This window comes from Pseudomonas sp. App30 (assembly GCF_047947025.1).
GTDB lineage: Bacteria > Pseudomonadota > Gammaproteobacteria > Pseudomonadales > Pseudomonadaceae > Aquipseudomonas.
Genome location: NZ_CP133165.1, coordinates 1,001,900 through 1,024,766, shown reverse-complemented (window position 1 = coordinate 1,024,766; position 22,867 = coordinate 1,001,900). Strand labels below are relative to the sequence as shown.

Here is a 22,867-nt window from a genome sequence, read left to right as displayed (position 1 = left end):
GTCTGGACGGTCTGACAACCCGGTCTTGCCTAGTCCGCTGGCAGCCAGGTCGAAGAATGCTGACAACCCAATCCTGCCTAGCCCTTTAAGTCGCGCGACAAAAAAGGCTTGAAGGCCTTTCGTCAGGCTGTTGCTCGCTCCGTTGAAACGATGCCTGCGTGGGTGGGCCTGATACTCGTAAGCGAGCAAATTGTTCGGCCACACCAACGGAGAACGACATGAAAGCCATTGTCTACAACGGGCCCCGGAATGTAAGTGTGCAGAGCGTGCCAGACGCACGTATCGAGAAGCCCACTGACGCGCTCGTGCGGGTCACTACCACGAATATCTGCGGGTCTGACCTTCACATGTATGAAGGCCGTACTTCATTTGAGACCGGTCGGGTATTCGGCCATGAGAATCTGGGAGAGGTGATCGAGGTAGGCAAGGGCGTGGATCGCGTTAAGGTCGGCGACAGGGTTTGCCTGCCGTTCAATATTGGTTGCGGCTTCTGCGAAAACTGCGAGAAAGGCCTGACCGGCTTCTGTCTCACGGCTAACCCCGGCAGTGCAGGTGCCGCATATGGCTTCGCCGAAATGGGGCCTTACCAAGGCGGCCAAGCCGAATTGCTCCGGGTTCCTTATGCCGATTTCAACTGCCTGGTGTTGCCGGAAGACGCGCAGGAGCGCGAAGACGACTACGTCATGCTCTCCGACATTTTCCCCACGGGGTGGCATGCCACCGAGCTGGCAGGGTTGTTGCCTGGAGAGAGCATTGCTATCTACGGGGCTGGTCCGGTGGGCCTGATGGCAGCTCACTCGGCGATGATTAAAGGTGCGTCACAGGTGTTCGTGGTCGACAACCACCCTGATCGGTTAAAGCTTGCTGCGCAAATGGGGGCTACGCCGATCAATTCTCTGGAAAAAGAAGCAGTCGATCAGATTCTCAACCTTACCCATGGCAAAGGTACCGACCGTGGCTGTGAGTGCGTGGGCTACCAGTGCTGTGATCGTCACGGCCATGAGGCCAACCATCTGACAATGAACAACCTGGTCGCCTCCACCAAGGCCACGGGTGGCATCGGGGTGGTAGGGGTGTTTGTACCGCAGGACCCAGGAGCCAAGAATGACCTAGCGAAGGAAGGCAAGATGGCCTTTGACTTCGGCTCATTCTGGTTTAAAGGGCAGCAAATCCGCACGGGGCAAGCCAATGTGAAGGTTTACAATCGCCGGTTGGCGGAGCTGATCCATCATGGCCGCGCGTCACCTTCGCAAATTATCTCGCACCGTCTGACGTTGGACGAGGGGCCGGCGGCTTACGGGCACTTTGATGCCCGGGACGAGGGCTGGACCAAGGTAGTGCTCAAGCCAGCCGCTTGACGTTCATGATCTGGAATGGCGGAGGTGCGCCACAGAAATGTTCCCGGGGTGGAGCAGGTTCACTTTGCGTACCTCCGCTTTACTTTTGAACTACAAACGGCGCTGGGGCGATAGCTTTTGCTGGCTTACTAGATATCCACTAATAAATTTCCAGGACTTGCGATGGCAGCCGCAAGATTTTAGGCACAAGACTTGGAGCAGTCTTGGCTGAGATCCCCGAAGCGATCTTTCACTCCACGACCTGTCTGGGACTGGCGACCCCATCGTAGAGTTGCCGCCTGGAGTGCACGGCACCGCATTATTAGAACGACGCGCCTTCTCGCTACTGGCTGTGCGTGTGATAAGGGTGGAACGGGGAGCTGTTTTTGGCCGTGAGCAGTTGGCCGCGACTGACCGCTATCGACCCAAAGCGGTCACTCAGATTTTGAGCAACAGCCAGATGACTTGTACCAGAGGGCTGCGGAATCGACGTGGAGGTGCTTTTGGTTGTGGGGCAGTAGAGGCGTATCAAGCGTGCCTAGCGCTACCGAAATCCAGTCGGAAAATTCACCCTCACAACGTGACCAGAACAGGGTCGAACCGCACTCTGCACAGAACTCGCGCAACACCGTCTGTGAGGATGCATAGGTCTTGAGGTTGTTGGCGCCGCGAAGAATTCGTAGCGCGCTACGCGGAACGCTGCCATATGATGCAAACGCTGCTCCGTGAGCCTTGCGGCACTGGCTGCAATGACAATGGCTTACTGCTTTGGGAGGGACGAGCAACTCATAACCGACCTCTGCGCACAGGCAGCTTCCTTGGTATGCCTTGGGCATGTGTTTCTCCATGCGGTCAAAAAAACCAGTGTAACTGCCCCAGACTCGATCCGCCGAGAGACCGCCTGTGGCCGATAGCGGCTGCCCCGGCGATGGCTACGATTATTTGTCGGACTTTGCTATACAGCTCGTAGACCATGCCCTGTCTGCAGGCTCAATAAAAAGGCTAATGGAATGGCACTTCAACTTCGACAAGCACGTATCACCGATCTTCCGGCCGTCTATCGAGGCGAGGAGAGCTACATCCGCTGCTGGGAGCCCAAGCATGAATCTGCTTGGCGCACCCAACTGGAACGACACCTGACGCGGTGGGTAGAGAATTTTGACCGTCTGACAGTCGCGCTCATGGACGATCAATTCGCGGGTTACTCACTCTGGGTGCCTGAGCACTCTCACGCGGAACTTTGCACTGTTCATGTCGGGCCTGAGTATCGACGTTGCGGCGTTGGAATGGCCCTCCTGGAAGCTTTTGTGACGGACGCGGCACAGCATGGATTCCGGCAGCTGCGGCTGAGTGTGCGAGCGGATAACCCTGCGAAGAGACTGTATGAGAAAGCGGGATTTTTATGTACCGGGCTCGGTGCGCATGATTACCTGACGTACGAACGCCTCGTTTGAGAGGGCTTTGTTGTTTGTCCGGTTCTGGACGAGTGCCGTCTCTGGTAACCAGCCATTCCCGCTCCAACGCGGACAGCCCTCGATCCACTCGGTGTCACTCGCTAACTCAGCGCCAGAACTCTTTGAGTCTTTTGCGCAACAACTCCAGTGCTCGCTGGAACACCGAATGGCATTCGGTGTAGGGGAGGTCTTCGAGCGAAGCTGAGGACGAGAGCACAACTGCGCAATCATCCAGGTGGGAGCGAGGCCTGTAACGTCTCCAGATCGACTGTCGGGAGTTCGAGGTTTTCCAAAGCGAGCATACTGCCGTTGCAGAGCTGCCAGCTGTAGAAATCTGAAAAGTCGCTTCTGGCCAGTGCGCGGATTGTCTTTGCGACGAAGCCATGCGCAACGAGAAGAATACGCTTCGATGAGTATTTCGACTCTCGTCAGATGCCCGCGCGCACGAGGATGTCGACAAGCCCTTCCGGAAATATCCGCTCATTGGTGGACCTCAATTCTTCAATGGACCACCAATAATGGTCTGTCATGACCTGGCGCTCATGGGGCGACCACTCCGAGCGGGATAGGGACTGGTCCCCGGCATGCACGACAAAATATCGCTCTACGGCCAGCACCGTCTCGCCACTGGGTAGAAGCAGCGAGACACGCCGGTGCGCCACTGCTTCCCCCGTTACTGAAGCTTGCAGACCGGTTTCCTCACGCAACTCGCGCATCGCCGCAGCGTGGAATGTCTCGCCTTGCTCCAGGCCACCTCCAGGGGTTGCCCAGTGGCAAGTGCCTGCCAAAGCATCCTGGGTATGGGTAAACCTGAAAAGGAGCACTTTTCGAGACGGGCTGATAACGAGCAATCGCGCTGCCTTGCGTTCGCGCATACGTGGTTTCTCCTTCTACAACCGCGGACCGTAAATGCTGGATAACCCAGATGATATCCACGGCTCTTTTGCTGATGAGCAAATTGGCTCAACCGGGTGTTCCTGCCGGCAAAACGCCTAAAAGTCTGCAGGCCTGCTAATGGGTGGTTTGCTGCCAGGCCTGGCTAACTCATCCCATTCAGTAATCTGGGCCTGTCTTCGTTGCGGAAAATACAAGCACAACTCAGCGCCCACTTGCCCCTTCATGGAGGGGGCCGGTTTCGTGCCCTGGATCACTACCGCAATGATCCCGTCCTGCCCGGAGAAATAAGCGTTCGAGCGAAAAAACGATGGCTCGGTCAAGGTGCTCAAGGTTTTGCAGGCTGCCCGCGCCGCGTTTATCAACGCCGGTTCGCGGACAGCATCAGCATTTGCCGTTGCCCACCCCAGCAAAGCTATCCACAACGCCAAGCACTTCCATGTCAATTTCCGAATCTCCAGTCGGTGACAAACCTATTCATCGCGCAACGCGAGCAGCTTGCCAGTTGATGAAGTTATCCGAAAAAAATGACCGTTGTAGTCCGCGGGCCGTGGTCATAAAAGTGGAATCTCACTCGTGGATCATGCTGGGTATTAGCGGAGGAGGGATACCCCATGGATTGGAAGCTGGCGCTGGTATTGTCGGCATCGATTTTCACTTGTCAGGCCCACGCGGATTCAGTTGCACAAGTATTGGGAGGCGCGCTCGGCTCGCTGGACTGCGTTGAGATTAACGATGTAAGTAGCAAGCGTGTGTGCGAAGCACGCGCTGTATCAAACGGCGGCGGATGTCGTCAGCTGTCATCCTCTGCCGATCGTGAAGCCTGCCTGGATAGATCTGTCTTTCCACGCAAGGCTCGGCTCGCGCGGCTGGGTGGTGACCCGATAAAGGCAGATCTGCGCTGGCCGCCGACCGAACAGGCCGCGCCTACTGCGCCGCGCTTGCCTGGTACCGAACTTGACCGCATCGCGGGCGGCTTGGGAATAAGCCCGCTGAGGACTACGGCACTCAAACCCTGACCTCAGCGAGTTACGGCGATTGTTTCGGGGTTTCTGGCGATGAGGTCGAAGCGATGCCAGTTGAGAGGGCCGTCGTCTCTTTCAATCAACGTTTCAGTTTCCCGTAGTAGCGCGATCTCCATGCCGCCGCAGAGCCCTCGAATATCCTGCTCGGTGTGCAGAGTGAGATTTTCTAGCGCGGACCATCCATGTCGGACTCCGAAAAAATGACCGACGAACACGCCACCTGGTATCAGGGCACACCGAATGTGGTCCCACAGCAATGCAAAATGGCCAGGCCGGCAGAAGGGCAGTGACAAGCCGGCATGGATCAAGCCTGAGCGCGGCAACGGTGGCATTTGTTCAAAGCTGGCGAGCGCAGTGGTTAGTCTTCCGTGCTTTTCCGCTGGGCACGTCGCCGTAGTTAGCGCAATGGCTCCAGGCTCTTTATCGATAGCCAATACATGCCAGCCGGCGTCTAGCAACTGTCTTGTCTCGTTGCCCGCGCCACACCCCAGATCAACGGCCCATGGAGCACTTGTCCTTTCTGGCGCCAGGGCCAGTGCTTTGGCTAGCAGTGCGGAGGGGGCACGTGTGGCGGTTTGATGATAAAAGTCGTTCCAGGAGCGCACCGTTAAACCTCAATTCGCCCATGTTGCGGGGTACAGGGACGCAAAACCAGATTTGATTGCAGGGTGTCGATCGGAGGCCCGCTTCTGGCCGAGAGCAGCCAGTCGCTGGGCCTGTAATACACGGGAGAAATTCAGCGCGCCCTGCAGCCTGACGTGAACCAGCAACGGAAATCAGGCTACAAAGCGCCCATTATCAGAAGTCGTATCGCGTACTGATCATGAAGTTCCGGGGGTTACCATACAAACCTTGCGCTCCATTGATGCTACTGAAGTAAGTTTTATCGAACAGGTTGTTCAGGTTCAGCGTGGCGGAAAGTTTGGCGGTGAACTGGTAGCGAGCCATCGCGTTGAACACCGCGTAGTCGTCCTGTTTGATGGTTGTGCCGCTGAACGCCACGTAGGTCGGGGAATTCCAGTTGACGCCACCGCCTAGGGTCAGGGCATTCCAGTTCCCGCCGACGTTGTAGGTGGACCAGAACTTTACCATGTCGACTGGTATGGTCGTCAGGTTGCGGTCACCCTGGGCGTCACGCGTTTCGGCATGGGTATAGCTGCTACTTAGGTTCCAGCCTTGCACGGGTTGGCCATTGAGTTCCACCTCATAACCCTTGGTGATGGCACCTTTGACGGCGCGGTAGGCGCTATTGCTGGTTCCGGGAATCGTATAGCCGATATCCAGTTCGGCGAGGTTATCGCGCTTGACTTCGAACACCGCCGCGCTGGTGTTGAGGGCACCATTGAAGAACGCGCCTTTCCAGCCGGCTTCGTAGTTCTGGCCCGTGACCGGGTCAAGCACTACGCCGTTGCGATCCTGGTTGCTTTGTGGCTGGAAAATGTCGGTGTAGCTCAGATACACCGATTGTTCCGGAGTCAGGTCGTAGACCAGGCCTGCGTAGGGGGTGACTACGCCGTTTTCGCGTCGTCTCGACGTGCTGCCGGCCGTGCCGGTGTAGTAGCGCAGGCTGTAGTCGTAGCTGTAGTCGGAGTTGCGTACGCCCAGGATAAGATTCAGGTCGTCGGTCACCTTGAAGCGGTTGGCGATGAAAACCCCGCGCTGCTGGTAATGGGTCTTCATCACGAACGAGGGCGTATAGGTCGTACCCTCGGGCAGGTAGTTCTCCCACGTGTAGAAGTTGAAGAGGTTGGAGATGCCATCGCTCAGCACGTTATGGGTGTTGTCGTAGCTCGTGTAGTTGAAGCCGGTGACCAGTTCATGGGCGCGTCCGAACAGCTCGTAGGGAGCGTGCAGAGTCAGGTTGAAACCTTTCTGGGTTTGGTCCGCATTGGCCAGTCCACGATCGGCCCGGGCGTTACCAGTGGTCTGGTTGAGTGAAGGCAGCACGCCTACGTCTTTGAACAGGTAGTTGCCGATCAGGTCGGTGCGGTCGATGTCCATGTAGTTGCCCGCAACGTCCAGCGACCAGTCATTGGCGAACCGATGCTGCAGGGCAACCAGGTAGTTGTAGGTCTGGATCTCGTCCTTGGCCCAGCGGGCGCCCACGCTGGTGGATCGTGAGAAGTGAGCCGGCTGGCCGTTGCTGTACACCAGGGGGACGCCGGCGGCACCGTCGATGTCGATTTTCGAGTAGTCGACCCCGGTACGCAGGGTGGTGTCATCGTCCAGGTCGAACTCCATCACGCCGTAGAGAATGTCTCGATCGCTGCCATAGGCGTCCATGAAACTGTTCTGGGTCTGCTTGGCGCCCACTAGCCTCCCGCGAATGCTGCCTTCGGCGTTAAGGGGACCAGAGACGTCTACCTCGCTACGGTAGAGGTCCCACGAGCCCGCACCGGCTTGCACATGGGCCTGAAAGTCGCGGGTCGGTCGCTTGCGGACCATATTGATCAGGCCACCTGGGTCGCCGGATCCGGTCATGAGCCCGCTGGCGCCGCGCAGCACTTCGATGCGGTCGTAGAGCACCATGTCCATCGAGGTTTGTGGGATGGTGCGGGTCTGGCTGTCGGACTGGGTAGTGATGCCGTCGATCTGGTAATTGGTGATGGTGCTGCCGCGGGAGTAAATGTCGAAGCGGTCCATGCCGCTGTAGGCCACATTGATTCCGGGTGTCTGCTCCAGCACGTCGGTCAGGCGATTGAGTTGCTGGTCATCCATGCGCTGGCGAGTCATCACGCTCACCGACTGCGGAGTTTCGCGCAGGCTGAGACTCAACTGGGTTGCCGTGGCGCTGGCACCTGTGGTGTAGGAACCGGTATTTTCAGTGAGCTCCCCCAGCGCGTACCCCGATACCGATGTCGCACCCAGCTCCATGGCGCCAGCGTTGTCAGTCACTTTCAGCAAGTACACGCCATTGCTCTGGCGTACTGCCTGCAAACCACTGCCTGCCAGCAACATGGCAAAGCCTGCGTCAACGCTGTAGCGACCGTTCAGCCCTGGAGACTTGCGCCCTTGGGTAAGCGTTGCCTCGAAGCTCAGGGCGACGCCTGATGCGCCGGCAAAGCGGCTCAGGTTTTCGGTCAATGACCCGGCGGCGATATCGTACGTACGGTTTTCATCAATGCTGGCTGAGGCAGCGAATGTGTTGGCCGGCCAGGCGAGGCTCGTGCCAATGGCCAGGTGAATGGCTAACGCCAGGGCAGCATGCGGTCGTTGGGTAAAGCTCACGGTTCCCTCCCCGAGAACACTCGTTAATCCGTTTCCAGGGGTAGGCCGAGCCAGGTGCAGGAAAAGTGCAACGCTTGCGGAAATTTTATCGACGCCCGTCGCGAGCCACCACCGAGACCCAATAGCGGGTGCGCCGAACGACCTGTACCGGGAAGGCACTCTGCAGCGCCTCCAGTGCATGGTCGGTGTCGTCGATAGGGAACGACCCCGACACCTTCATCCTGCCAATCTGCGGATCGCATTGGAGAATGCCGGTGCGATATCGGGACAAGCGGGAGATCAGGCTTGCCAGAGGCTCATCGATCGCGATCAGGTGACCCTGTTCCCACGTTGCCACCGTCGCATCATTGAGACGCAAGGGCTGAGCACCACTTGGTCCGAATCGCACCTGCTGGCCCGCTTCAAGCCGGATGCCCGGGGCAGCACCGACCGTCAGCTCAACCGCTTTTTCCAACACCGACACGTTAGCGCCGACATCATCCACAGTGACAGCGAAACGCGTTCCCAGCGCGAGCACCCGCCCATAGCGAGTTTCGACCATGAAGGGGCGTCGTTGCTGATCACTGCCCGTTGTCACCAGGATTTCTCCTCGGCGTAGCGTCAGCAGGCGATGTTGATTGTCGTACTGCACATCTACCGCGGTGTCAGTGTCGAGCAACATTCGTGTGCCATCTGCCAGGTTGATCTCGCGCCGCTCTCCCACTGCACTTCGGTAGTCGGCCATCCACTCGCGACGGGTATCACTGCGCCATGCTGCACGACCCAATGCCCCTGTGCCGAACAACAGCGCAAGCCCACTGAGTACCTGTCGACGGGACTGAGCGACGCCGAGCAGTGTCGAGGATGCTACCCGTCGGGGTAGCTGCCCCATGGCATCAGTCACGGTTTGCATCCGCTCCCACGCCCATTGTCGTTCGGGATTGCCGTCATGCCACTGGTGCCATTGCAAACGCTGCTGCTCACTGGCCTCGCCAGAGGCGAGCACTGCGTACCAACGCGCCGCCTCGCGGATCGCGTCACGCTGTGCGCGGCTTGGCCCTGAATTCATACGTCCAGTTCCAGTTGCATCAAACAGCAGTGCTCCATAGCCTTGGCCATGTGGTAATTGACAGTGCGAACCGACAGACCCAATTGTTCGGCAATCTCTTTATACGTAAGGCCGTCGAGTTGGGAGAGGATAAACACCTGGCGCACCCTAGCCCCTAGGCCGGCGAGCATCCGATCAACTTCAAGCAGGGTCTGGAATACAATCGCCTGTTCCTCGAGGCTGGGCACTTCGGCAGGGGGCAAGCAGGCGAGGGTGTCCAGGTAGATCCGCTCCAGGGAGCGGCGCCTGAACAGATCAATCATCAAACCCTTGGCCACGGTTGCCAGATACTGTCGCGGATCCCGTATATCCTGGGCGTTGCATGCCTTGAGCACTTTCACGAACGTGTCCTGGGCCAGGTCGGCCGCATCGCTGTGGCAGGCCATACGTCTGCGCAACCAGGTGCGAAGCCAGGAATTATGTTCTACGTAGAGATTGCCGACGATGGCGCTTGAGGGGGAAGACACGGCAAAAGCCATCCAGCTGCTTAGTGGGAATAGGTTGCATTATCGTTTGTAGTGCTGAACGGTGGCAATAGGCCTTGGTCAGGGAATTAGCGTCCGCTCCTGCCCGGTCGCAGTCACCACTATCGGCCGAAACGGCCTCAACAACCCTTGCCCATTTCCTCATACCTACCATCGACGAGCTGGCTCCCCTCGCTCCACACCAAGCTCGCTGTCATCCGGCGTCATGCACGTCTCCCTGCTAAACCGCCGAAGCGCGCCGAATCATGCTCAAGCCCACGCATACTCAGTCAACCTTTTGAATTCTGCCAAGGCGTCTTGAAATTGCCCCCTGTGGAATGAGGCTCGTTGATTGGTCTCGTTCCAGTTCACAGCAGTGATAACGCCGGAGATGGTGTCGAGTGCTCTACCAAAACGCGTCCAGCTGACAATGTCGCCGCTTATTACTTGCTCCACTACCGCGACCGTACAGCTCAAATCCATGTCATCCGCGCAGACCAACAGCGGCACGATCGTCGAGCCGTCTTGTGCGCCGGGTTCGAGCACTTGCCATGCGTATCGAAGGTGGTCGTCGTCAATCAACCAACCTTGTGCAGGGACCAGACCCTCGGTGATGTCATTGCCCGCGCTGTCATACGCGATGCCTTTGATCCAGTTGTCCAATGGAATGGAGTCAAGCGTGAAAACCGGGTGAGGGGCTGTAGCGTGTTTCGATTGGTGCATCGTTGCGCTGATGATATTCATGCCGGCTCATGCCTTGAAAGCGGAAGGGGCAAGACTATCAAAAACCAGGTTGGCAGCACCGAACACCTCGGTTCCAAGCTGTGGCAAGGCTGATAACCGGCGTCGACGGAGGGGCGGCTTCTGACCGACAGCATCCTCCGCCGATGGTTGCTTTCAACCCACAGCCGCCTTTCGCCAAGTGACATGCCAGCGTCTGCCGCCAGCATGCCTACGCGGTCTAGAAGTTCCCTTTCAACGTCACCATATAGTTGCGCGGATCACCGTAGTAGTTACCGCCAGTGCGGTCGCCGATGGTCGCGTAATAGGTCTTGTCGAAGAGGTTGTTACCGTTGAGCGCGACGCTCCAATGGTCGTCGATGCGGTATTGCAGCCGGGCGCTCCACAGCGCATAGCCGGCCTGCTCGGTCTTGATGGTGCTGGAGAGGCGAGAGATGTCGCTTTGTGCAGTCACGCCGCCGCCAAGGGTCCAGCGGCTCAGGTCGCCGGCCAGTTGGTAGTCGCTCCACAGGCGCAACGAATGACGCGGAATGAGCGTGTTGTACGTGGTGCCATCACTCACCGCGACGTTCACGCTGCGCACTGGGCTTAACGTTTCGGTGGTGGTGTAGGTGTAGCCCGCGCTGACCTGGAGACGTTCCAGGGGCGATCCGTTAAGTTCCATCTCGACGCCTTGCGCGCGAACCTTGCCAGTGTCGATAGAGCAGGAGGCGCAGATCGAGGCATCGTTGACCGCCACGGCGGCGTGTTCCTGATAGGTGCGGAACAGGCTCATCGAGCCATTGAGCCCACCGTCGAACCACTCGCCCTTGATACCCAGTTCGTAGTTCTTGCCGGTCTTGGGGTCCAGCACCTTGCCGCTGGCGTCGGTGTAGGATTGTGGTTGAAAGACGTCGGCGTAGCTGGCGTACAGCGTCAGGTTGGGCGTCAGGTCGAACAGAATGCCGGCAAAGGGCGTGACTTGGCCGGTTTCCCTGCGCTCGTCGGCAGGTGCAACGCCATATGCGTGGCTGTCATTGGTGTAGTGCCAGTCGCTGACGCGGGCGCCCAGTACCACGGTCAATGGCTGGGCGAGTTTCACGCGCAGGTTGGCGTAGAGCCCTTGCTGCTTGACGGTGGTCTTGCTGGGGTACGGCCAGCCGCCACGGTAGCTGTTGTTGATGATATAGCTGTCGCTGGGCTCGACGAAGTGGGTGGGGTTGAACACGTCCGAGCGTTGCTGCATGAACGCCAGCGCCCAGGTGTCATGGCTGTGGGAGTAGCTGGTGTTGGCGCCAAGGGTCAGCTCATGCTCGAGGCCCCAGGCGCGGAATTTGCCGTCCAGGTAGCCATCGAAACCATAGTCAACCGAGTCGTAGTCAAACAGCCCGGCAATGGACTGGATCGAGGAGGACGTCGCACCTGGCGCGACGGTACCGACGCCTATGCCTTGTACGTATTTCATGTCCTGCAGGTTGTGGGAGTAGACCCCGGCAAGGCGTGTGCTCCAGTCATCGTTGAGGCGGTGTTTGACGTCGGCAAAGACTGTGGTGCGTTCACTGTCCCAGTGGTTCCAACTGGCGCCCAGGCAGGTCGAGCGCTTGAGCTTGATGTCAGAGCCATCGCTGTAGCTGGGCAGGCCGCCGAAGCAAGGAGTGGCCTGCAGCTTCTCGTAAGCTATGCCGACACCCGCGGTGGTGTCGTCGTTGAAGTCATAGTCCAGCGCGCCGTAGGCCACCTGGTCCTCGCGCTTGCCGTAGTCGTAAAAGTAATGCCGGCTTTGCTCGCCCACGATGGCACGGCCGCGCAGGGTGCCATCCGCGTTGAGAGGGCCGCCCACATCAACCTGCGTGCGGTAGTTGTCCCACGTCCCGCCCGATAGGGTGAGGGTGGTGGAAGGTGTGGCCTGGCCGCGTTTGCGCACCAGGTTGACCGCGCCGGCCGGCGTGCCGGCGCCTTGCATCATGCCTGCGGCCCCTCGCAGGAATTCGACGTGATCGTAGAATGCCATGTCGCTGCTGAAGCTGTTGGCCTGGACGTAGTTGCCGCCGATGTCCAGCGGTACACCATCGAACTGGAACGGCGCGTCCATCTTGAAACCGCGGGAGTAGAAATATTTTCCCCCCATGGGCGAGCCGGACACAGTAACGCCGGGCGTCTGCTCCATCACCTGATCGATGGTGTTGAGGTTTTGGTCATCCATACGCTTGCGGGTAATGACGGTCACCGATTGCGGTGTCTCCTTGATGCTGTGCTCACCTTTACCCAGTGTGATCGCACCGGTGGTGTAGGACCCCGTACCTTCGGTGACCGAGCCCAACCGACCGTTGATGTTGGTTGCAGCCAACTCCAGGGCGGAGACGTCTGCCACTTGCAACCGGTATTCATTGTTACCGATCACCTGCGCCGTGAGCCCGGTACTGGCCAGCAGCATCGTCAGCCCGGCGTTGAGGTCAAAGCGGCCATGCAGGCCCTGGCTGCTGCGTCCCTGCGCCATCTCGCTCATGCCCACCAGATAAATGCCTGATTCAGCGGCGAAGCGCGACAGCACGTTGCTGAGCGGGCCGGAGGGTATGTCGTACTCGCGGGTTGCCGTTTCAGCGGCCAGGGTCATGGCGCTGGGCAATGAGCAGGCGGCGAAGGTCAGCAGGGAAGCGCACAAACCTAGGGGGGCGCAACGGGGACGATAAAACATCGGTTCCTTGTCCTCAAGACGATGAGATGGGTTGGGTTCACTCCTAAACCCGGCGAGGCCCTGAAAAGCGGAACCGTATTGAAAAAATATTCAGGGCTTGCTGTTGCTGGCGCTGATGGTGATCCACCAGGGCATGCGCCGGTCAACGTTGATCGGCAGGGACGAGGCGAGGATGGAAAGCGCGGCGTCGACATCACGCACCGGCAGGGTGCCGAAGACATTCAACTGCGCCACCGCAGGATCTATGGCGATGTGGCCGAACCAATAGCTCGACAGTTCGTCGAGCACCTGGCCCAGAGGAATGTCCTGGGCCAGCAACATGCCCCCAGACCATGCCCGCCTTGCAAGGTCTGCCGGGGCAGTCGGTGGCAGCGGGCCCACCGCGACGCTCTGCCGGCGACCCGCCTGAACGACCCGGTTCTCACTGCTGTCGGCACGGCTGACTTCAACAGCGCCCGCGAACACCGTCAGCTCGGTTGCCTGGTCGTGCAGCCGTACGCTGAATTCGGTGCCCAACGCGCGGAAGCGACCTTGCGCGGTCCTGACAATAAACGGCCGCTCGGCATCGTGTGCAGTCTCGATCAGCACCTCGCCCATGAGCAGGTGCACCAGGCGATGGCTGCCCGAGAAGTCAATGTCAAAAGCAGTCGTGGTGTTTAGCCACACGCGGCTGCCATCCGGCAATTGCACGTGCCTCAGCTCGCCGATGCCGCTGCGGTAATCGGCGACCAGGCTGGCACCCCAGGTGGGCAGCGGCGTCAGGCGCCAGCTCGACCAGAAGGCACCGATGCCGGCGAGTAAACCAAGGCTACGCAACACTGCGCGGCGCCGTACCCGCTGGTGCGCCAGCAACAGATCGTCGGCAGCGCGACGGCGGTCCGGCAACTTGTGCAAGGGGTCGAAGCGCAGGCTGATGGATTGCACTGCCTCCCATGCCACCCGATGGGCTGGGTCTGCCTCAACCCATTGATGCCACGCCGCTCGCTGCGCCGGGGCGGCTTCGCCACAGCGTAATTCGGCGTACCACTCGGCCGCTTGCTCCATGACCTTGAACCCGGGTTGGCCAGGCATCAGCAGGGTGTCTCGGCACAGAGCGCGGTGGCTTCAGACGCCGCCTGCAGCTGCAGGCAGCCCAGCATCGCCCGCGCCACGTACTTGCGCACCATGCGATCGGACACACCCAGCTGGGCGGCCACTTCGCGGTCAGTCATTTGACACACCACCGCCAGTACAAACGCCTGCGCGGCTTTGGCGGGGAGCTCGATCAGCATCCGCCCGACCTCCTGCAAGGCTTGCAACACGGCCGCACTCTGTTCTGCCGACGGCGCGTAGCGCTCCGGTTGAGCGGCCAGGGTGTCGAGCCAGGCGTGTTCGATCTCTCGTCGCTGCCAGAGGTTGATGCACATGCCATTCGCGATCTTGCGAAGATAGCCGCGAGCGGCCAGTGCGTTGTCGAAAACAGGCTGCACAGGCTTCAGCAGCAGGCGCACAAAGGTGTCCTGCGCCAGGTCCGCCGCATCGACACTCGACCCCAGGCGCCAGCCCAGCCAGTGACGCAACCAGGCGTTGTGCTCAGCATACAGGCGCTCGACAGACGCAGAAGGCGGGTTCGACATTGAGGTGACTTACCTGAGAAATACTGGCGAAAGAGAACTTATATCATTTGCGAGGGGATTATTGAGACTTTGATATTGAAATGCAATTGGTTCATCGCGCCCGTCCGCTCCCAGGCTCGCGTCCAGTTGCCGCGGACCCCGCCCAGCGCATGACAGCCTCAGCCGCCGACGAACACCGAACCCCGCAACGCCTCATCACCCCCCTCCCGACACAAAAACGCCCGCACCACCTCCGCCGTCTCCCTTGCACGCGTCACCACGAAAAAATGCCCCTCGTCCTCCATCACCCGCACTTCGGCACCCTTAATGGCACGCCGCAGGATGCGCGCGTTGTAGGGCTGGACCAGGGTGTCGCGGTCACCGGCAAGAATCAGCGTGGGCTGGCGCAGCCGGTGCAGCCGCAGCAGGCTGGTCCAGCCCGCCAGGGCGGCCAGCTGGTAGTAGTAGGCGCCGGGGTTGGCGGTGAGCATGCCCTTGGCCACGCCGAAGTGCAGCAGCGCCTTCAGTGAGTTGCGCGAGCCTTTTTCTGGCTGCCCCTTGACGTTGCTGCCGCGGCCGAGAAAGTCCAGCACATCGCCTGGCTTCACCCACATTGCCGGGCCGGCCGAGGTGGCGGCCAGGATCAGCCGGCGTACCCGGGCCGGGTAGCGCAGGGCGAACTCCTGCGCCAGGGCGCCGCCCCAGCTGACGCCGAACACATCGACCTGCTCCAGGCCCAACTGCGTGAGCATCCCGGCAATCACCTCGGCATGGCCGGGCAGGCGCAGGGGCCAGCGGGGCGCCTGGGATTGGCCGACGCCGGGCACGTCGAGGGTGAGGGTGGTGTAGTCCGCCAGCTCGTCGCGCAGCGGGTCGAAGGTTGGCATCAAGCCGCCCAGGCCGTTGAGCAACAGCAGCGGTGCGCCCTGGCCGCGGACCGAGACGTGCAGTTGCAGGCCGTTGACCGTGAGTGTTTGCGTTGTCATGGGTAATTACTCCTGGTCACCCCTACACCATAGACGCTGCCGCCGGCGACGCGGTTGAAACGTTCTGTCGAGATAATTTCCTCCCCAGAACCGCAGTGTCCGTGGACGGAAGTGGCATACTTCCACGCTACCCAAGGCGCCAGGCGACAAATGCCGCCGCAAGCCGTCCTGTTTGGCAATGAGCGTACATGCACCCCGAACATCTTGACCTGTCCAGCCCCCTGTTCCTGCCTGTTACCCAGGAGACCTGCACACGCCTGCTGGCCGACGACGGCGCGGCCGGACTCGCCGCCCTGAGTGCCCCGGAACTGGCTGCCGTGCTGGTGATCCAGAACCTGGCCCAGGCCGCGGAAAAAGACCTCAACGCCGCCGGCGTCGAGAAGGTGCTGGCCCGGCTGATCGCCTGGGCGGCCGCGGCGAAGCAGCCGGCGGGCCTGCTGGGCGAGGCGCAGCGGCTGTTCGACCAGGGCAAGCTGTACTACGGCCTTGAGGCCATCAAGCAGCTGCCGTTGCGGTTCCTCGAGGCCGAGGAGGTGGCGGCGCAGGCCTACCTGCTGCCGGGCGGCGAGTGGGACAACTGCTTCAGTGTGCGCCACCACCAGGCGAACAACCCGTACCGCGAGCAGGTGGTGACGGCGCGGCACCGGGAGCGCTGGCTGAGCGACGCCCAGGACAAGCTGGTGCGCACCTTCCGCGCCAACCTGGGCGAGGATTTGCATGTGCAAGGCTACGCGGGGGTGGGCAAGAGCCACCTGCTGGGGGCCCTGCTGGAGTTCCTCACCCCGGAGGCCACCCTGGTGCTGGCGCGCACGTCGGGCAAGCTCGAGGTGTTGCGTGGCCACATGGGCGGGCCGCGGGACAGGAAAGCGGGGGCCACCTTCGAAGGCTTTGCCTATGCGCTGCTCAAGCACTCCAGGTTTCGCCCGCCGAACAAGGTGGCCGGGCTGCCGACCGGGCAGGCGCTGGCGTTGGAGCTGAATATCCTGGGCTTTCGCGGCTACGACGCCCAGGCCACGCTGAACCTGTGCATCAAGGTGCTGGCGCGGTATTCGGGCTCCAGGGACTACAGCCTGGGCGCCGGCCACCTGCCGCATTTCCAGCAGGCGCTGAGCAGCACCGACACCCAGGTGTTGCTCGAATACGCCAGTCGCCTGTGGAGCTACCTGGACGCGAACCCGGCGTGGGCCGGGCGGGGCGACTTCGCCACGTTGCTGATGATCAAGCGGGCCAGCCTGGCAGGCAGCGTGGTGCCGGCGCGCTTCACCCATGTGCTGATCGACGAAAGCCAGGACATTCCCGCGTCGCTGTTGCAGATCATCGAGCGCGGCAAGCAGGTGTTGATCACCCTGGGCGACGAGTACCAGCAGGTCAAGGGGGCCACCGTGCGGCGCACGCGCGAGGTGCGCAAGAGTGACCTGAGCTATTCGGTGCGTTCGGGGCGCAACGTCGAGCGCCTGGTCAACCCGCTGATCTCCCGGCACTCGGCCAAGAGCAAGGTGTACTTCGAGGGCGCCCGCAACGCTGACGTGGGGGTGGAGCATTATCCCGAGGGCTTTGTGCCGCCTGACGGCTGTGCGGTGCTGACGGCCTCGCGCTGGGACACCATGCGCTGGGCCATGCAGCTGGAGCAGGCCAACTGTGCCTTCAGCCTGCCGGACAAGGCTGCCCAGGCCGACCTGCAGCTGTTCATGACCACGGCCATCACCCTGTTCAAGCCCGCGTTCTACAGCCGTGACCAGGCCGGCCACGCGGATTTCAACGAGCTGCTGGACTGGCGTCAGGTGCGCGAGGCCCATCAGTACGATGAAGCCTTCCTATGGGTGGAGTCAGCGCTGGAGAAGGGCTTCAACCTGGCCGACATCACCCGCCTGAACCGCTTGCAGGTGCAGGCCGGCAAAGGCTGCCTGCTGATGATGGCGCAGGACGCCGGCGGCATGGAGTTCGACCGCGTGCTGCTGACCCCCGAGCTGCTGACCACGGTGCAGTTCAAGGACGCCTACGCCTTCGACGAGCGGATCTGCGCGGTGTACATCGCCATTTCCCGGGCGCGGCAGCAGCTGTACCTGCCTTTCGACGTGGTGGAGTGGGTGGAATATCATAAGGGGCAGCTGTTCAGGGAGTTTCACGGGTACTGATGCGGCCCCAGACCGTCGCCGCTGCCGAAGGCTGCGCTGGCCAGCGCAGCGCCGGTGGCAGGGCCTGCGGCTGGATAGACATGGATAGGGAAATCATATGACAGCTTTCACACGGCAGTGGCGTCTCGCCCTGGCGTTATCGTTTTGTTGGCCAATGGCCGGTTGGGCGCAGGCAAACGTCGCCAGTGTCTGCCCGTCCCAGCGTTTCGAGCAATTTCTGCCAGCGTTTTCGGCGGACATTGGCCTGCAATCCGCTTTCCTCAAGCACCACGTGCGCGCGTTGCACCTGGTGCCTACCGCCGCAGGCGTCGTGCCCTACCAGCCGTTGGTGGACAGCCGGGCGCTGAAGTTTCCGCTCATGACCGCTATCGCGCACCCGCCGGTGGACTCGATCAACCTGGCGGCTGATGGCCTGTCTGCCACCTACACCGACAAGCGCGCAGGCCTGGGCAACATCAAGGTCTACACCTTCGCCCACGAGCGCTGCTGGGTGCTCACGGGTATCGAGGACTGGTCGGTACGCGATGCGCAGTTGAAGTTGCCCGGCACCGCCGGCATGTCACTGGCTGAACAGCGCTGCGCCGCCCGGGCGGATGTCTACGGGCAGCTTGGCGGCCCTGAGCGTTACCCGTTGACGGCCGAGTTTTTCCAGGCAGCGGAAGAATACTGGGTGTGCGCTGCCGGTTCGGGTGACCCGGATGCCAGCTACAGCGCGGCCAGCCTGAGCATGTCGGAAATGGCGCCTAACCTGGGCTATGCCGCTACGGAAAAGCTTTACCTGGCGGCCCTGAAGGGGCACCCCGACAGGGCCGCCATGCTGGCGTGGTATTACTGCGATGGTGGCGACCCGGCGGGCGCCGACACCTGCGTCGCCCCGGCGCAAGCCCTGGCCGTGTTGGAGCAAGGCGCAGCGACCGGCAATGCGCAAGCCCTGGGCTCCCTGGCCGAAGGGCTCGAGTCAGGGCGCCTGGGGCCCCCCGACGTGCGGCGTGCGCTGGCGTGCTACCGCGCCGCCGTGCAGGCTGGCAACAACGAGGCGAAGCCGGCGATGGATCGATTGCTCGCCAAGGGCGGCATCGCCGGCGAACCGGCTGGTTGCCTATAGGCACCCACCGCCCACCCGTCGGCGCCGCGGCACTTGCGCCGCTCCCCCAGCCTCCCATCTATAGGCGCGGATACCCCGCGCCCCCAAGGGGAGTCATCATCATGGTGAACACAACCAACGGACCAGAAGCCGCTTATCCAGGGCCGGATGACAACACGCCCGAGACGGGCGAAGGCCACGACTCGGGGCTTGAGCACGCCAGTTCCGAGCCGAAACAGGGGACCGGCGAACGCCCGGTAGACTGGGATCCGCCGCCCGGCAACCCGGGTTCCGACCAGGATGCCCAGGTGGACCGGGACAAGGGCAGCGCGAAGACCGACAGCCTGATCGACTCGGAATAGGTTTGAGTGTGTACAGCGGCCGATGGCTGACGCGGCCTGCGGCCGTTGCTACAGGCCCGTAGCAGCGGCCGCAGGCCGCGTCACAGGCACCGCATCAACCAGGCTGTACCGCCAGCTCATTGCTGACACTACGCCCCAGCACCAGCACCGTGACAAAGCCTGCGCCCACCAGCGCCGTGGCCAGGCTCAGCAGCATCGCGGTGCCGAACTGGTCGACGATGCGCCCGCCGAAGAACGAGCCCACGGCAATGATCACCTGGAACATCGCCACGAACAGCGGCATGCCGCGTTCCACGTCCTTGGGCGCGACCACGAACATCCAGATGCTGGCGCAGGCCGGGAAGGCGCCGAAGGCGAAGCCCCACAGGCCGATCAGCATGGCCGCGCCGGTCATGCCGGTGGCGAAGTGCGGGAACAGGGCGGTGCTGGTGCCGATCATCACCGCCACCAGCAGCAGGGTGTGGCGCACGCTGCGGTTGGCGGCGAAGCCGGCGAACACGTTGCCCAGCACCCCGGCCACGCCGTAGAGCAGCAACAGCGAGCCAATGGTCGGTCCATCGAAGCCGGCGCTCTGCTTGAAGAACGGCGCCACGTAGGTGTACGCGGCAAAGTGCGCCAAGCCGATCAGCAGCACTGCAATCAGGCCAACCCGCGCCTGTGGGTTGATGAACAGCGCCGGCAGGTCACTGACACGAATCGCCTTGTCGGGGTTGAGCCGCGGCAGCAGCAACACCTGCGCCAACAGCACCGGCACGCCCACCAGGGCGGTCACCAGGAAGGTCATGCGCCAGCCCATCAGGCCGCTGAGCCAGGTGCCCACCGGCACGCCCAGCACCGTGGCCAGGGTGACCCCGACCATGATGATCGAGGTGGCCTGGGCCACACCGACGCCCTTGGGCGCCAGGCGGCCGCTGAGGGCGATGGCCGTGGCCCAGAAACCACCGATGCTGATGCCCAGCAACACGCGGCCGAACAGCAGCAGGCTGAAGTCGCTGGCGTAGGCCACCACGGCGTTGGCGATGATCATGTTCAGGGTCAGGCCGACCAGCAGGTAGCGCCGGTCCATGGCGCCGATGCCCACCGACAGCAGGGGGGCGGCGAGGGCGGCCATGATGCCGGGCAGGGTCACCATCAAGCCGGCATGGCCGGCGCTGATGCCCAGGTCGCTGGCGACGTCGTTGAGCACGCCCACGGGCAGGAATTCACTGGTCACCAGGGCGAAGGCGCCCACGGCGACGGAGAGTATCGCCAGCCACTGCTGGAGCACGCTCTGTTGGTTATGTTCGGGACGGCCGCGAGGGGCCTGGCTAGCGCTTGGCATGGTACTGGGTTCCAAGTGGGGAAAGCCGCCTGAAGCAGGCGGGCGAAGCGGGGGGAAAGATTGGAGGCAATTATAGGGGCGGCGTTGGCAGGCCGACAGGCGGTGGGTTCGATAGTAAACATCAGTGCGGTTGATAAAGTGCCTGCCGCACTATCAATAATGGCCTGTCTGCCGCCCCCTTATTGAATTAGCATGGGCGCGCCGAACCCTGCGCGCCCCGTGCCGGGAGGCCCTCCCAATCATGAATCTGCCAGCCCCGCCATGACTGCCTTCTACTTGAAACTGTGCGTTACCCCCGCCTTGATGCTCGCCATTTCCCTTGCCGGCAACCGCTGGGGCACTCGCCTTGCAGGCCTGCTCTCCGGCTTGCCGGTGACCTCGGCGTTGATCATGTTGTTCCTGACCCTGGAGCAGGGCAGCGGCTTCGCGCTGAGCGCCATTCCCGGCGCGCTGGCCGGGCTGTGCGCGGTGCAGGCCACCTACCTGTGCTACGTGGTGGTGGGCCAGCGGGGGCGCGTGCCGGTGGCGTGCGTGGCGGCCCTGGCCACCTACGGCCTGATGGCCGCGCTGATGAGTCACCTGGGCAGCCTGGCGCTGTCGGTAATGGTTACCCTGGCGTTGCTGGCGTCGATCATCATCGTCACCCGCGGCCAGCCCCAGGCCGCCCCGGCGCGCCTGGTGCAGGTGCCGCGCTGGGTGATCCCGATGCGCATGCTGACCGCCACCCTGTTGCTGCTGGCCATTACTGCCAGCGCCACCTGGCTGGGCCCCGTCGCCAGCGGCATGCTGGCGCCGATCCCGGTCATCGCCTGGCCGCTGGCGGTGTTCGCCCACGTCCAGGGCGGTAGCCAGGAAATGAGCAAGATCGTGCGCGGCAACGCCATCGGCGGTGTCGGGGTGCTGGGCTTTTACCTGGTGCTGGAACTGACCATGCTGGAGTGGGGCGGGTTGCCGTCGATCGCGGCAGCGGTGGTGCTGGCGGTGGTGGCGACGTTCGTGCTGGCCAGGGTGCTGGACCGGCGCTGAGCGGGGAGGGGGGATCAGCCTACATAGACTCTGGTAACCCCTGCAAAGTTCCTAACCTGTTGAAAATATTTAATATTTTTCATAATTGCAGCGAACTTTTGCTGACCCTGCGGTCTATCTGATGAGGTTCGTGTCAAAAATGACACATCAGACTCAACTGCCTTATCAGAGATTTCCAGACCATGAAATTCCATAGCCCTTCGATGGTACTCGCGGCCCTGCTTTCGTTGCTGACCGCGGGTGCCGCCTGTGCCACGCAAATGCCTGCGCCTGCCATCCAGGCCCCGGCGCCGGCTGCCGCCGTGCAAGGCGCCGCCAACCCATGGCCGAACCTGCTCGGCATGGCCAGCCAACAGCCTGGTGCGGTGCTGGCGTATGACGACCGCCGCCGTGACGGCCACTGGCGTTCCCATCGCGAAGAAGTACGGCGTGCCCAGTGGCGCCGCGAGCAGGCCCGCCGCGAGGCCGAGCGCCGTCGCGAGTGGGAGCGTCGTCATCATTATCATCGCCGCTGAGGCGCTGCGGGCATGACGCGGCCTGCGGCCGCTGCTACAGGCAGCGGCCGCGGGGCGGCATCCTACGCCTGCACCCCATGGCTACGGTCGTAGCCATTGACCTTTGGCGCGACCCAGCCTGCGGGTGTTTGCGCCGCTTCGTAGATCTCCACCAACAGCGGATAGCACTTGGCCGTGTCCGACGAGTGCTCGGCCGAGCAGTCGCCGCCCGGGCAGGCGGACAGGCAGCCCAGCAGGTCAATTTCGGCGAAGAACTCCAGGTAATCGCCAGGCTGCACCGGGCTGGCCTTCATGAAGTACTGGCCGGTGTCGCGGGTAAAGCCGGTGCACATGAACACGTTCAGCACATCATGCACATGCGGCTCGGCGTCGCGCAGGGTCAGCCCGGTAGAGGTCGACAGCGCGCGCGTCAGGTTCGAGTGACAGCAGTGGTGGTACTGGCCGCCGCCACTGAGCAGGTTGTGGGTGTAAGGGTCGCAGCGCGTGCCGATCACGTCGTGGACCGAGCCACCAAATTCATCGAAACCGTACCAGTCGAGCGTGTCATGGGTGATGGTGGCCATGGGGCGCAGGGTGGGGAAGCTCGAGAACAGCTGGTCGCCGACCCCCAGGTGCGTGCCGTTCAGGGCGCGGGTCTTGCCGGTGTAGAAGCGCTCGGTCAGGTCGTGCTGGTTGAACAGGTTCAGGTCGCCGACCTGGGGGCCTTCGGTGGACACAATGCGGAAAAAACTGCCGGCCGGCACGGTGAAGGTGGCGGCGTCGCGGGCGGGCACAACCACGGTCCTGACGTGCGTGAGACCGTCGCGCACGGCGCGGTAGGCGCCGATGTCAGGGCGCGGCAGGGTCTCGACCGGGTAACACAGGACCGGCTTGATGGCCTTGCGTTGCGCGGCGTCGAGGGGAGCTTGGGTAAGCGGGGCAGGTTTCATGGGGTTCTCC

21 protein-coding genes are annotated in these 22,867 nt (G+C 62.0%); 8 read left to right on the top strand and 13 right to left on the bottom strand.

The genetic code is table 11. From position 1 onward, the window contains the following. The first annotated feature begins 218 nt into the window (after positions 1 to 218). Entirely contained in the window at positions 219 to 1,358 is a 1,140-nt protein-coding gene (locus tag RAM80_RS04445) for a glutathione-independent formaldehyde dehydrogenase (protein ID WP_176570409.1), read from the top strand. 413 nt (positions 1,359 to 1,771) lie between these two features. Here the strand turns inward: RAM80_RS04445 and RAM80_RS04440 are convergent, their stop codons facing one another. After that, entirely contained in the window at positions 1,772 to 2,173 is a 402-nt protein-coding gene (locus RAM80_RS04440) for a GFA family protein (protein WP_416425025.1), read from the bottom strand. A 174-nt stretch (positions 2,174 to 2,347) separates the two neighbouring features. On the opposite strand from RAM80_RS04440, the gene RAM80_RS04435 reads away from it, so the two are divergent. Then, complete coding sequence (locus RAM80_RS04435; RefSeq protein ID WP_416425024.1) at positions 2,348 to 2,791, top strand: GNAT family N-acetyltransferase; 444 nt, start codon at positions 2,348 to 2,350, stop codon at positions 2,789 to 2,791. Between the two features lie 428 nt (positions 2,792 to 3,219). Here RAM80_RS04435 and RAM80_RS04430 read toward each other — a convergent pair whose 3' ends face one another. After that, the gene (locus tag RAM80_RS04430) at positions 3,220 to 3,666 is read right to left on the bottom strand and encodes an NUDIX hydrolase (protein WP_416425023.1); all 447 of its coding nucleotides are present in this window, start codon (positions 3,664 to 3,666) and stop codon (positions 3,220 to 3,222) included. Between the two features lie 633 nt (positions 3,667 to 4,299). On the opposite strand from RAM80_RS04430, the gene RAM80_RS04425 reads away from it, so the two are divergent. Continuing rightward, the gene (locus RAM80_RS04425; protein WP_416425022.1) at positions 4,300 to 4,704 is read left to right on the top strand and encodes a hypothetical protein; all 405 of its coding nucleotides are present in this window, start codon (positions 4,300 to 4,302) and stop codon (positions 4,702 to 4,704) included. A 2-nt stretch (positions 4,705 to 4,706) separates the two neighbouring features. Here the strand turns inward: RAM80_RS04425 and RAM80_RS04420 are convergent, their stop codons facing one another. The 9 genes from RAM80_RS04420 to RAM80_RS04380 all read right to left on the bottom strand — a co-directional run bounded on the left by RAM80_RS04420 (position 4,707) and on the right by RAM80_RS04380 (position 15,485). Next, positions 4,707 to 5,315 carry a class I SAM-dependent methyltransferase gene (locus RAM80_RS04420; protein ID WP_416425021.1) on the bottom strand — a complete coding sequence of 203 codons (609 nt, stop codon included), beginning with the start codon at positions 5,313 to 5,315 and terminating at the stop codon, positions 4,707 to 4,709. A gap of 193 nt (positions 5,316 to 5,508) precedes the next feature. Next, entirely contained in the window at positions 5,509 to 7,938 is a 2,430-nt protein-coding gene (locus RAM80_RS04415) for a TonB-dependent siderophore receptor (RefSeq protein WP_416425020.1), read from the bottom strand. An 85-nt stretch (positions 7,939 to 8,023) separates the two neighbouring features. Next, entirely contained in the window at positions 8,024 to 8,986 is a 963-nt protein-coding gene (locus RAM80_RS04410; protein ID WP_416425019.1) for a FecR domain-containing protein, read from the bottom strand. Continuing rightward, a complete protein-coding gene (locus RAM80_RS04405; RefSeq protein WP_416425018.1) occupies positions 8,983 to 9,504 on the bottom strand; it encodes a sigma-70 family RNA polymerase sigma factor in 522 nt (173 codons plus the stop codon). Before RAM80_RS04405 ends, RAM80_RS04410 begins: the two co-directional genes overlap by 4 nt. 255 nt (positions 9,505 to 9,759) lie before the next feature. Continuing rightward, the gene (locus RAM80_RS04400; protein WP_416425017.1) at positions 9,760 to 10,233 is read right to left on the bottom strand and encodes a hypothetical protein; all 474 of its coding nucleotides are present in this window, start codon (positions 10,231 to 10,233) and stop codon (positions 9,760 to 9,762) included. Positions 10,234 to 10,450: 217 nt separating this feature from the next. After that, a complete protein-coding gene (locus RAM80_RS04395; protein ID WP_416425016.1) occupies positions 10,451 to 12,904 on the bottom strand; it encodes a TonB-dependent siderophore receptor in 2,454 nt (817 codons plus the stop codon). A 90-nt stretch (positions 12,905 to 12,994) separates the two neighbouring features. Next, the gene (locus RAM80_RS04390) at positions 12,995 to 13,948 is read right to left on the bottom strand and encodes a FecR domain-containing protein (protein ID WP_416425015.1); all 954 of its coding nucleotides are present in this window, start codon (positions 13,946 to 13,948) and stop codon (positions 12,995 to 12,997) included. A gap of 26 nt (positions 13,949 to 13,974) precedes the next feature. Then, the gene (locus tag RAM80_RS04385; RefSeq protein ID WP_416425014.1) at positions 13,975 to 14,520 is read right to left on the bottom strand and encodes a sigma-70 family RNA polymerase sigma factor; all 546 of its coding nucleotides are present in this window, start codon (positions 14,518 to 14,520) and stop codon (positions 13,975 to 13,977) included. Positions 14,521 to 14,678: 158 nt separating this feature from the next. After that, entirely contained in the window at positions 14,679 to 15,485 is an 807-nt protein-coding gene (locus RAM80_RS04380; RefSeq protein WP_416425013.1) for an alpha/beta fold hydrolase, read from the bottom strand. Positions 15,486 to 15,673: 188 nt separating this feature from the next. Here RAM80_RS04380 and RAM80_RS04375 point away from each other — a divergent pair, with 188 nt between their 5' ends. From RAM80_RS04375 to RAM80_RS04365, 3 genes are all read left to right on the top strand, one after another. Beyond that, positions 15,674 to 17,620, top strand: a complete 1,947-nt coding sequence (locus RAM80_RS04375) for a hypothetical protein (RefSeq protein WP_416425012.1) — start codon at positions 15,674 to 15,676, stop codon at positions 17,618 to 17,620. A gap of 154 nt (positions 17,621 to 17,774) precedes the next feature. Beyond that, complete coding sequence (locus RAM80_RS04370) at positions 17,775 to 18,725, top strand: sel1 repeat family protein (protein WP_416425011.1); 951 nt, start codon at positions 17,775 to 17,777, stop codon at positions 18,723 to 18,725. Positions 18,726 to 18,826: 101 nt separating this feature from the next. Further along, a complete protein-coding gene (locus RAM80_RS04365) occupies positions 18,827 to 19,066 on the top strand; it encodes a hypothetical protein (RefSeq protein ID WP_416425010.1) in 240 nt (79 codons plus the stop codon). 94 nt (positions 19,067 to 19,160) lie between these two features. Here the strand turns inward: RAM80_RS04365 and RAM80_RS04360 are convergent, their stop codons facing one another. Further along, positions 19,161 to 20,387: an MFS transporter gene (locus tag RAM80_RS04360; RefSeq protein ID WP_416425009.1), complete on the bottom strand. Its 1,227-nt coding sequence runs from the start codon at positions 20,385 to 20,387 to the stop codon at positions 19,161 to 19,163. A 261-nt stretch (positions 20,388 to 20,648) separates the two neighbouring features. Between RAM80_RS04360 and RAM80_RS04355 the strand changes: the two genes are divergently transcribed. Continuing rightward, positions 20,649 to 21,413, top strand: a complete 765-nt coding sequence (locus RAM80_RS04355) for a hypothetical protein (protein WP_416425008.1) — start codon at positions 20,649 to 20,651, stop codon at positions 21,411 to 21,413. 182 nt (positions 21,414 to 21,595) lie between these two features. Further along, entirely contained in the window at positions 21,596 to 21,928 is a 333-nt protein-coding gene (locus RAM80_RS04350) for a hypothetical protein (protein ID WP_416425007.1), read from the top strand. A gap of 62 nt (positions 21,929 to 21,990) precedes the next feature. Here RAM80_RS04350 and RAM80_RS04345 read toward each other — a convergent pair whose 3' ends face one another. Continuing rightward, positions 21,991 to 22,857 (bottom strand): urea carboxylase-associated family protein, encoded by an 867-nt coding sequence (locus RAM80_RS04345; RefSeq protein WP_416425006.1) that lies wholly within the window; start codon positions 22,855 to 22,857, stop codon positions 21,991 to 21,993. Between the last annotated feature and the right edge of the window lie 10 nt (positions 22,858 to 22,867).

What these genes read in the sequence shown, in the direction of transcription:
- RAM80_RS04445 (WP_176570409.1), top strand. Translation starts at nt 219, where the DNA reads ATGAAAGCCATTGTCTACAACGGGCCCCGGAATGTAAGTGTGCAGAGC.
- RAM80_RS04440 (WP_416425025.1), bottom strand. Translation starts at nt 2,173, where the DNA reads ATGCCCAAGGCATACCAAGGAAGCTGCCTGTGCGCAGAGGTCGGTTAT.
- RAM80_RS04435 (WP_416425024.1), top strand. Translation starts at nt 2,348, where the DNA reads ATGGCACTTCAACTTCGACAAGCACGTATCACCGATCTTCCGGCCGTC.
- RAM80_RS04430 (WP_416425023.1), bottom strand. Translation starts at nt 3,666, where the DNA reads ATGCGCGAACGCAAGGCAGCGCGATTGCTCGTTATCAGCCCGTCTCGA.
- RAM80_RS04425 (WP_416425022.1), top strand. Translation starts at nt 4,300, where the DNA reads ATGGATTGGAAGCTGGCGCTGGTATTGTCGGCATCGATTTTCACTTGT.
- RAM80_RS04410 (WP_416425019.1), bottom strand. Translation starts at nt 8,986, where the DNA reads ATGAATTCAGGGCCAAGCCGCGCACAGCGTGACGCGATCCGCGAGGCG.
- RAM80_RS04405 (WP_416425018.1), bottom strand. Translation starts at nt 9,504, where the DNA reads ATGGCTTTTGCCGTGTCTTCCCCCTCAAGCGCCATCGTCGGCAATCTC.
- RAM80_RS04400 (WP_416425017.1), bottom strand. Translation starts at nt 10,233, where the DNA reads ATGAATATCATCAGCGCAACGATGCACCAATCGAAACACGCTACAGCC.
- RAM80_RS04395 (WP_416425016.1), bottom strand. Translation starts at nt 12,904, where the DNA reads ATGTTTTATCGTCCCCGTTGCGCCCCCCTAGGTTTGTGCGCTTCCCTG.
- RAM80_RS04390 (WP_416425015.1), bottom strand. Translation starts at nt 13,948, where the DNA reads ATGGAGCAAGCGGCCGAGTGGTACGCCGAATTACGCTGTGGCGAAGCC.
- RAM80_RS04385 (WP_416425014.1), bottom strand. Translation starts at nt 14,520, where the DNA reads ATGTCGAACCCGCCTTCTGCGTCTGTCGAGCGCCTGTATGCTGAGCAC.
- RAM80_RS04380 (WP_416425013.1), bottom strand. Translation starts at nt 15,485, where the DNA reads ATGACAACGCAAACACTCACGGTCAACGGCCTGCAACTGCACGTCTCG.
- RAM80_RS04375 (WP_416425012.1), top strand. Translation starts at nt 15,674, where the DNA reads ATGCACCCCGAACATCTTGACCTGTCCAGCCCCCTGTTCCTGCCTGTT.
- RAM80_RS04370 (WP_416425011.1), top strand. Translation starts at nt 17,775, where the DNA reads ATGGCCGGTTGGGCGCAGGCAAACGTCGCCAGTGTCTGCCCGTCCCAG.
- RAM80_RS04365 (WP_416425010.1), top strand. Translation starts at nt 18,827, where the DNA reads ATGGTGAACACAACCAACGGACCAGAAGCCGCTTATCCAGGGCCGGAT.
- RAM80_RS04360 (WP_416425009.1), bottom strand. Translation starts at nt 20,387, where the DNA reads ATGCCAAGCGCTAGCCAGGCCCCTCGCGGCCGTCCCGAACATAACCAA.
- RAM80_RS04355 (WP_416425008.1), top strand. Translation starts at nt 20,649, where the DNA reads ATGACTGCCTTCTACTTGAAACTGTGCGTTACCCCCGCCTTGATGCTC.
- RAM80_RS04350 (WP_416425007.1), top strand. Translation starts at nt 21,596, where the DNA reads ATGAAATTCCATAGCCCTTCGATGGTACTCGCGGCCCTGCTTTCGTTG.
- RAM80_RS04345 (WP_416425006.1), bottom strand. Translation starts at nt 22,857, where the DNA reads ATGAAACCTGCCCCGCTTACCCAAGCTCCCCTCGACGCCGCGCAACGC.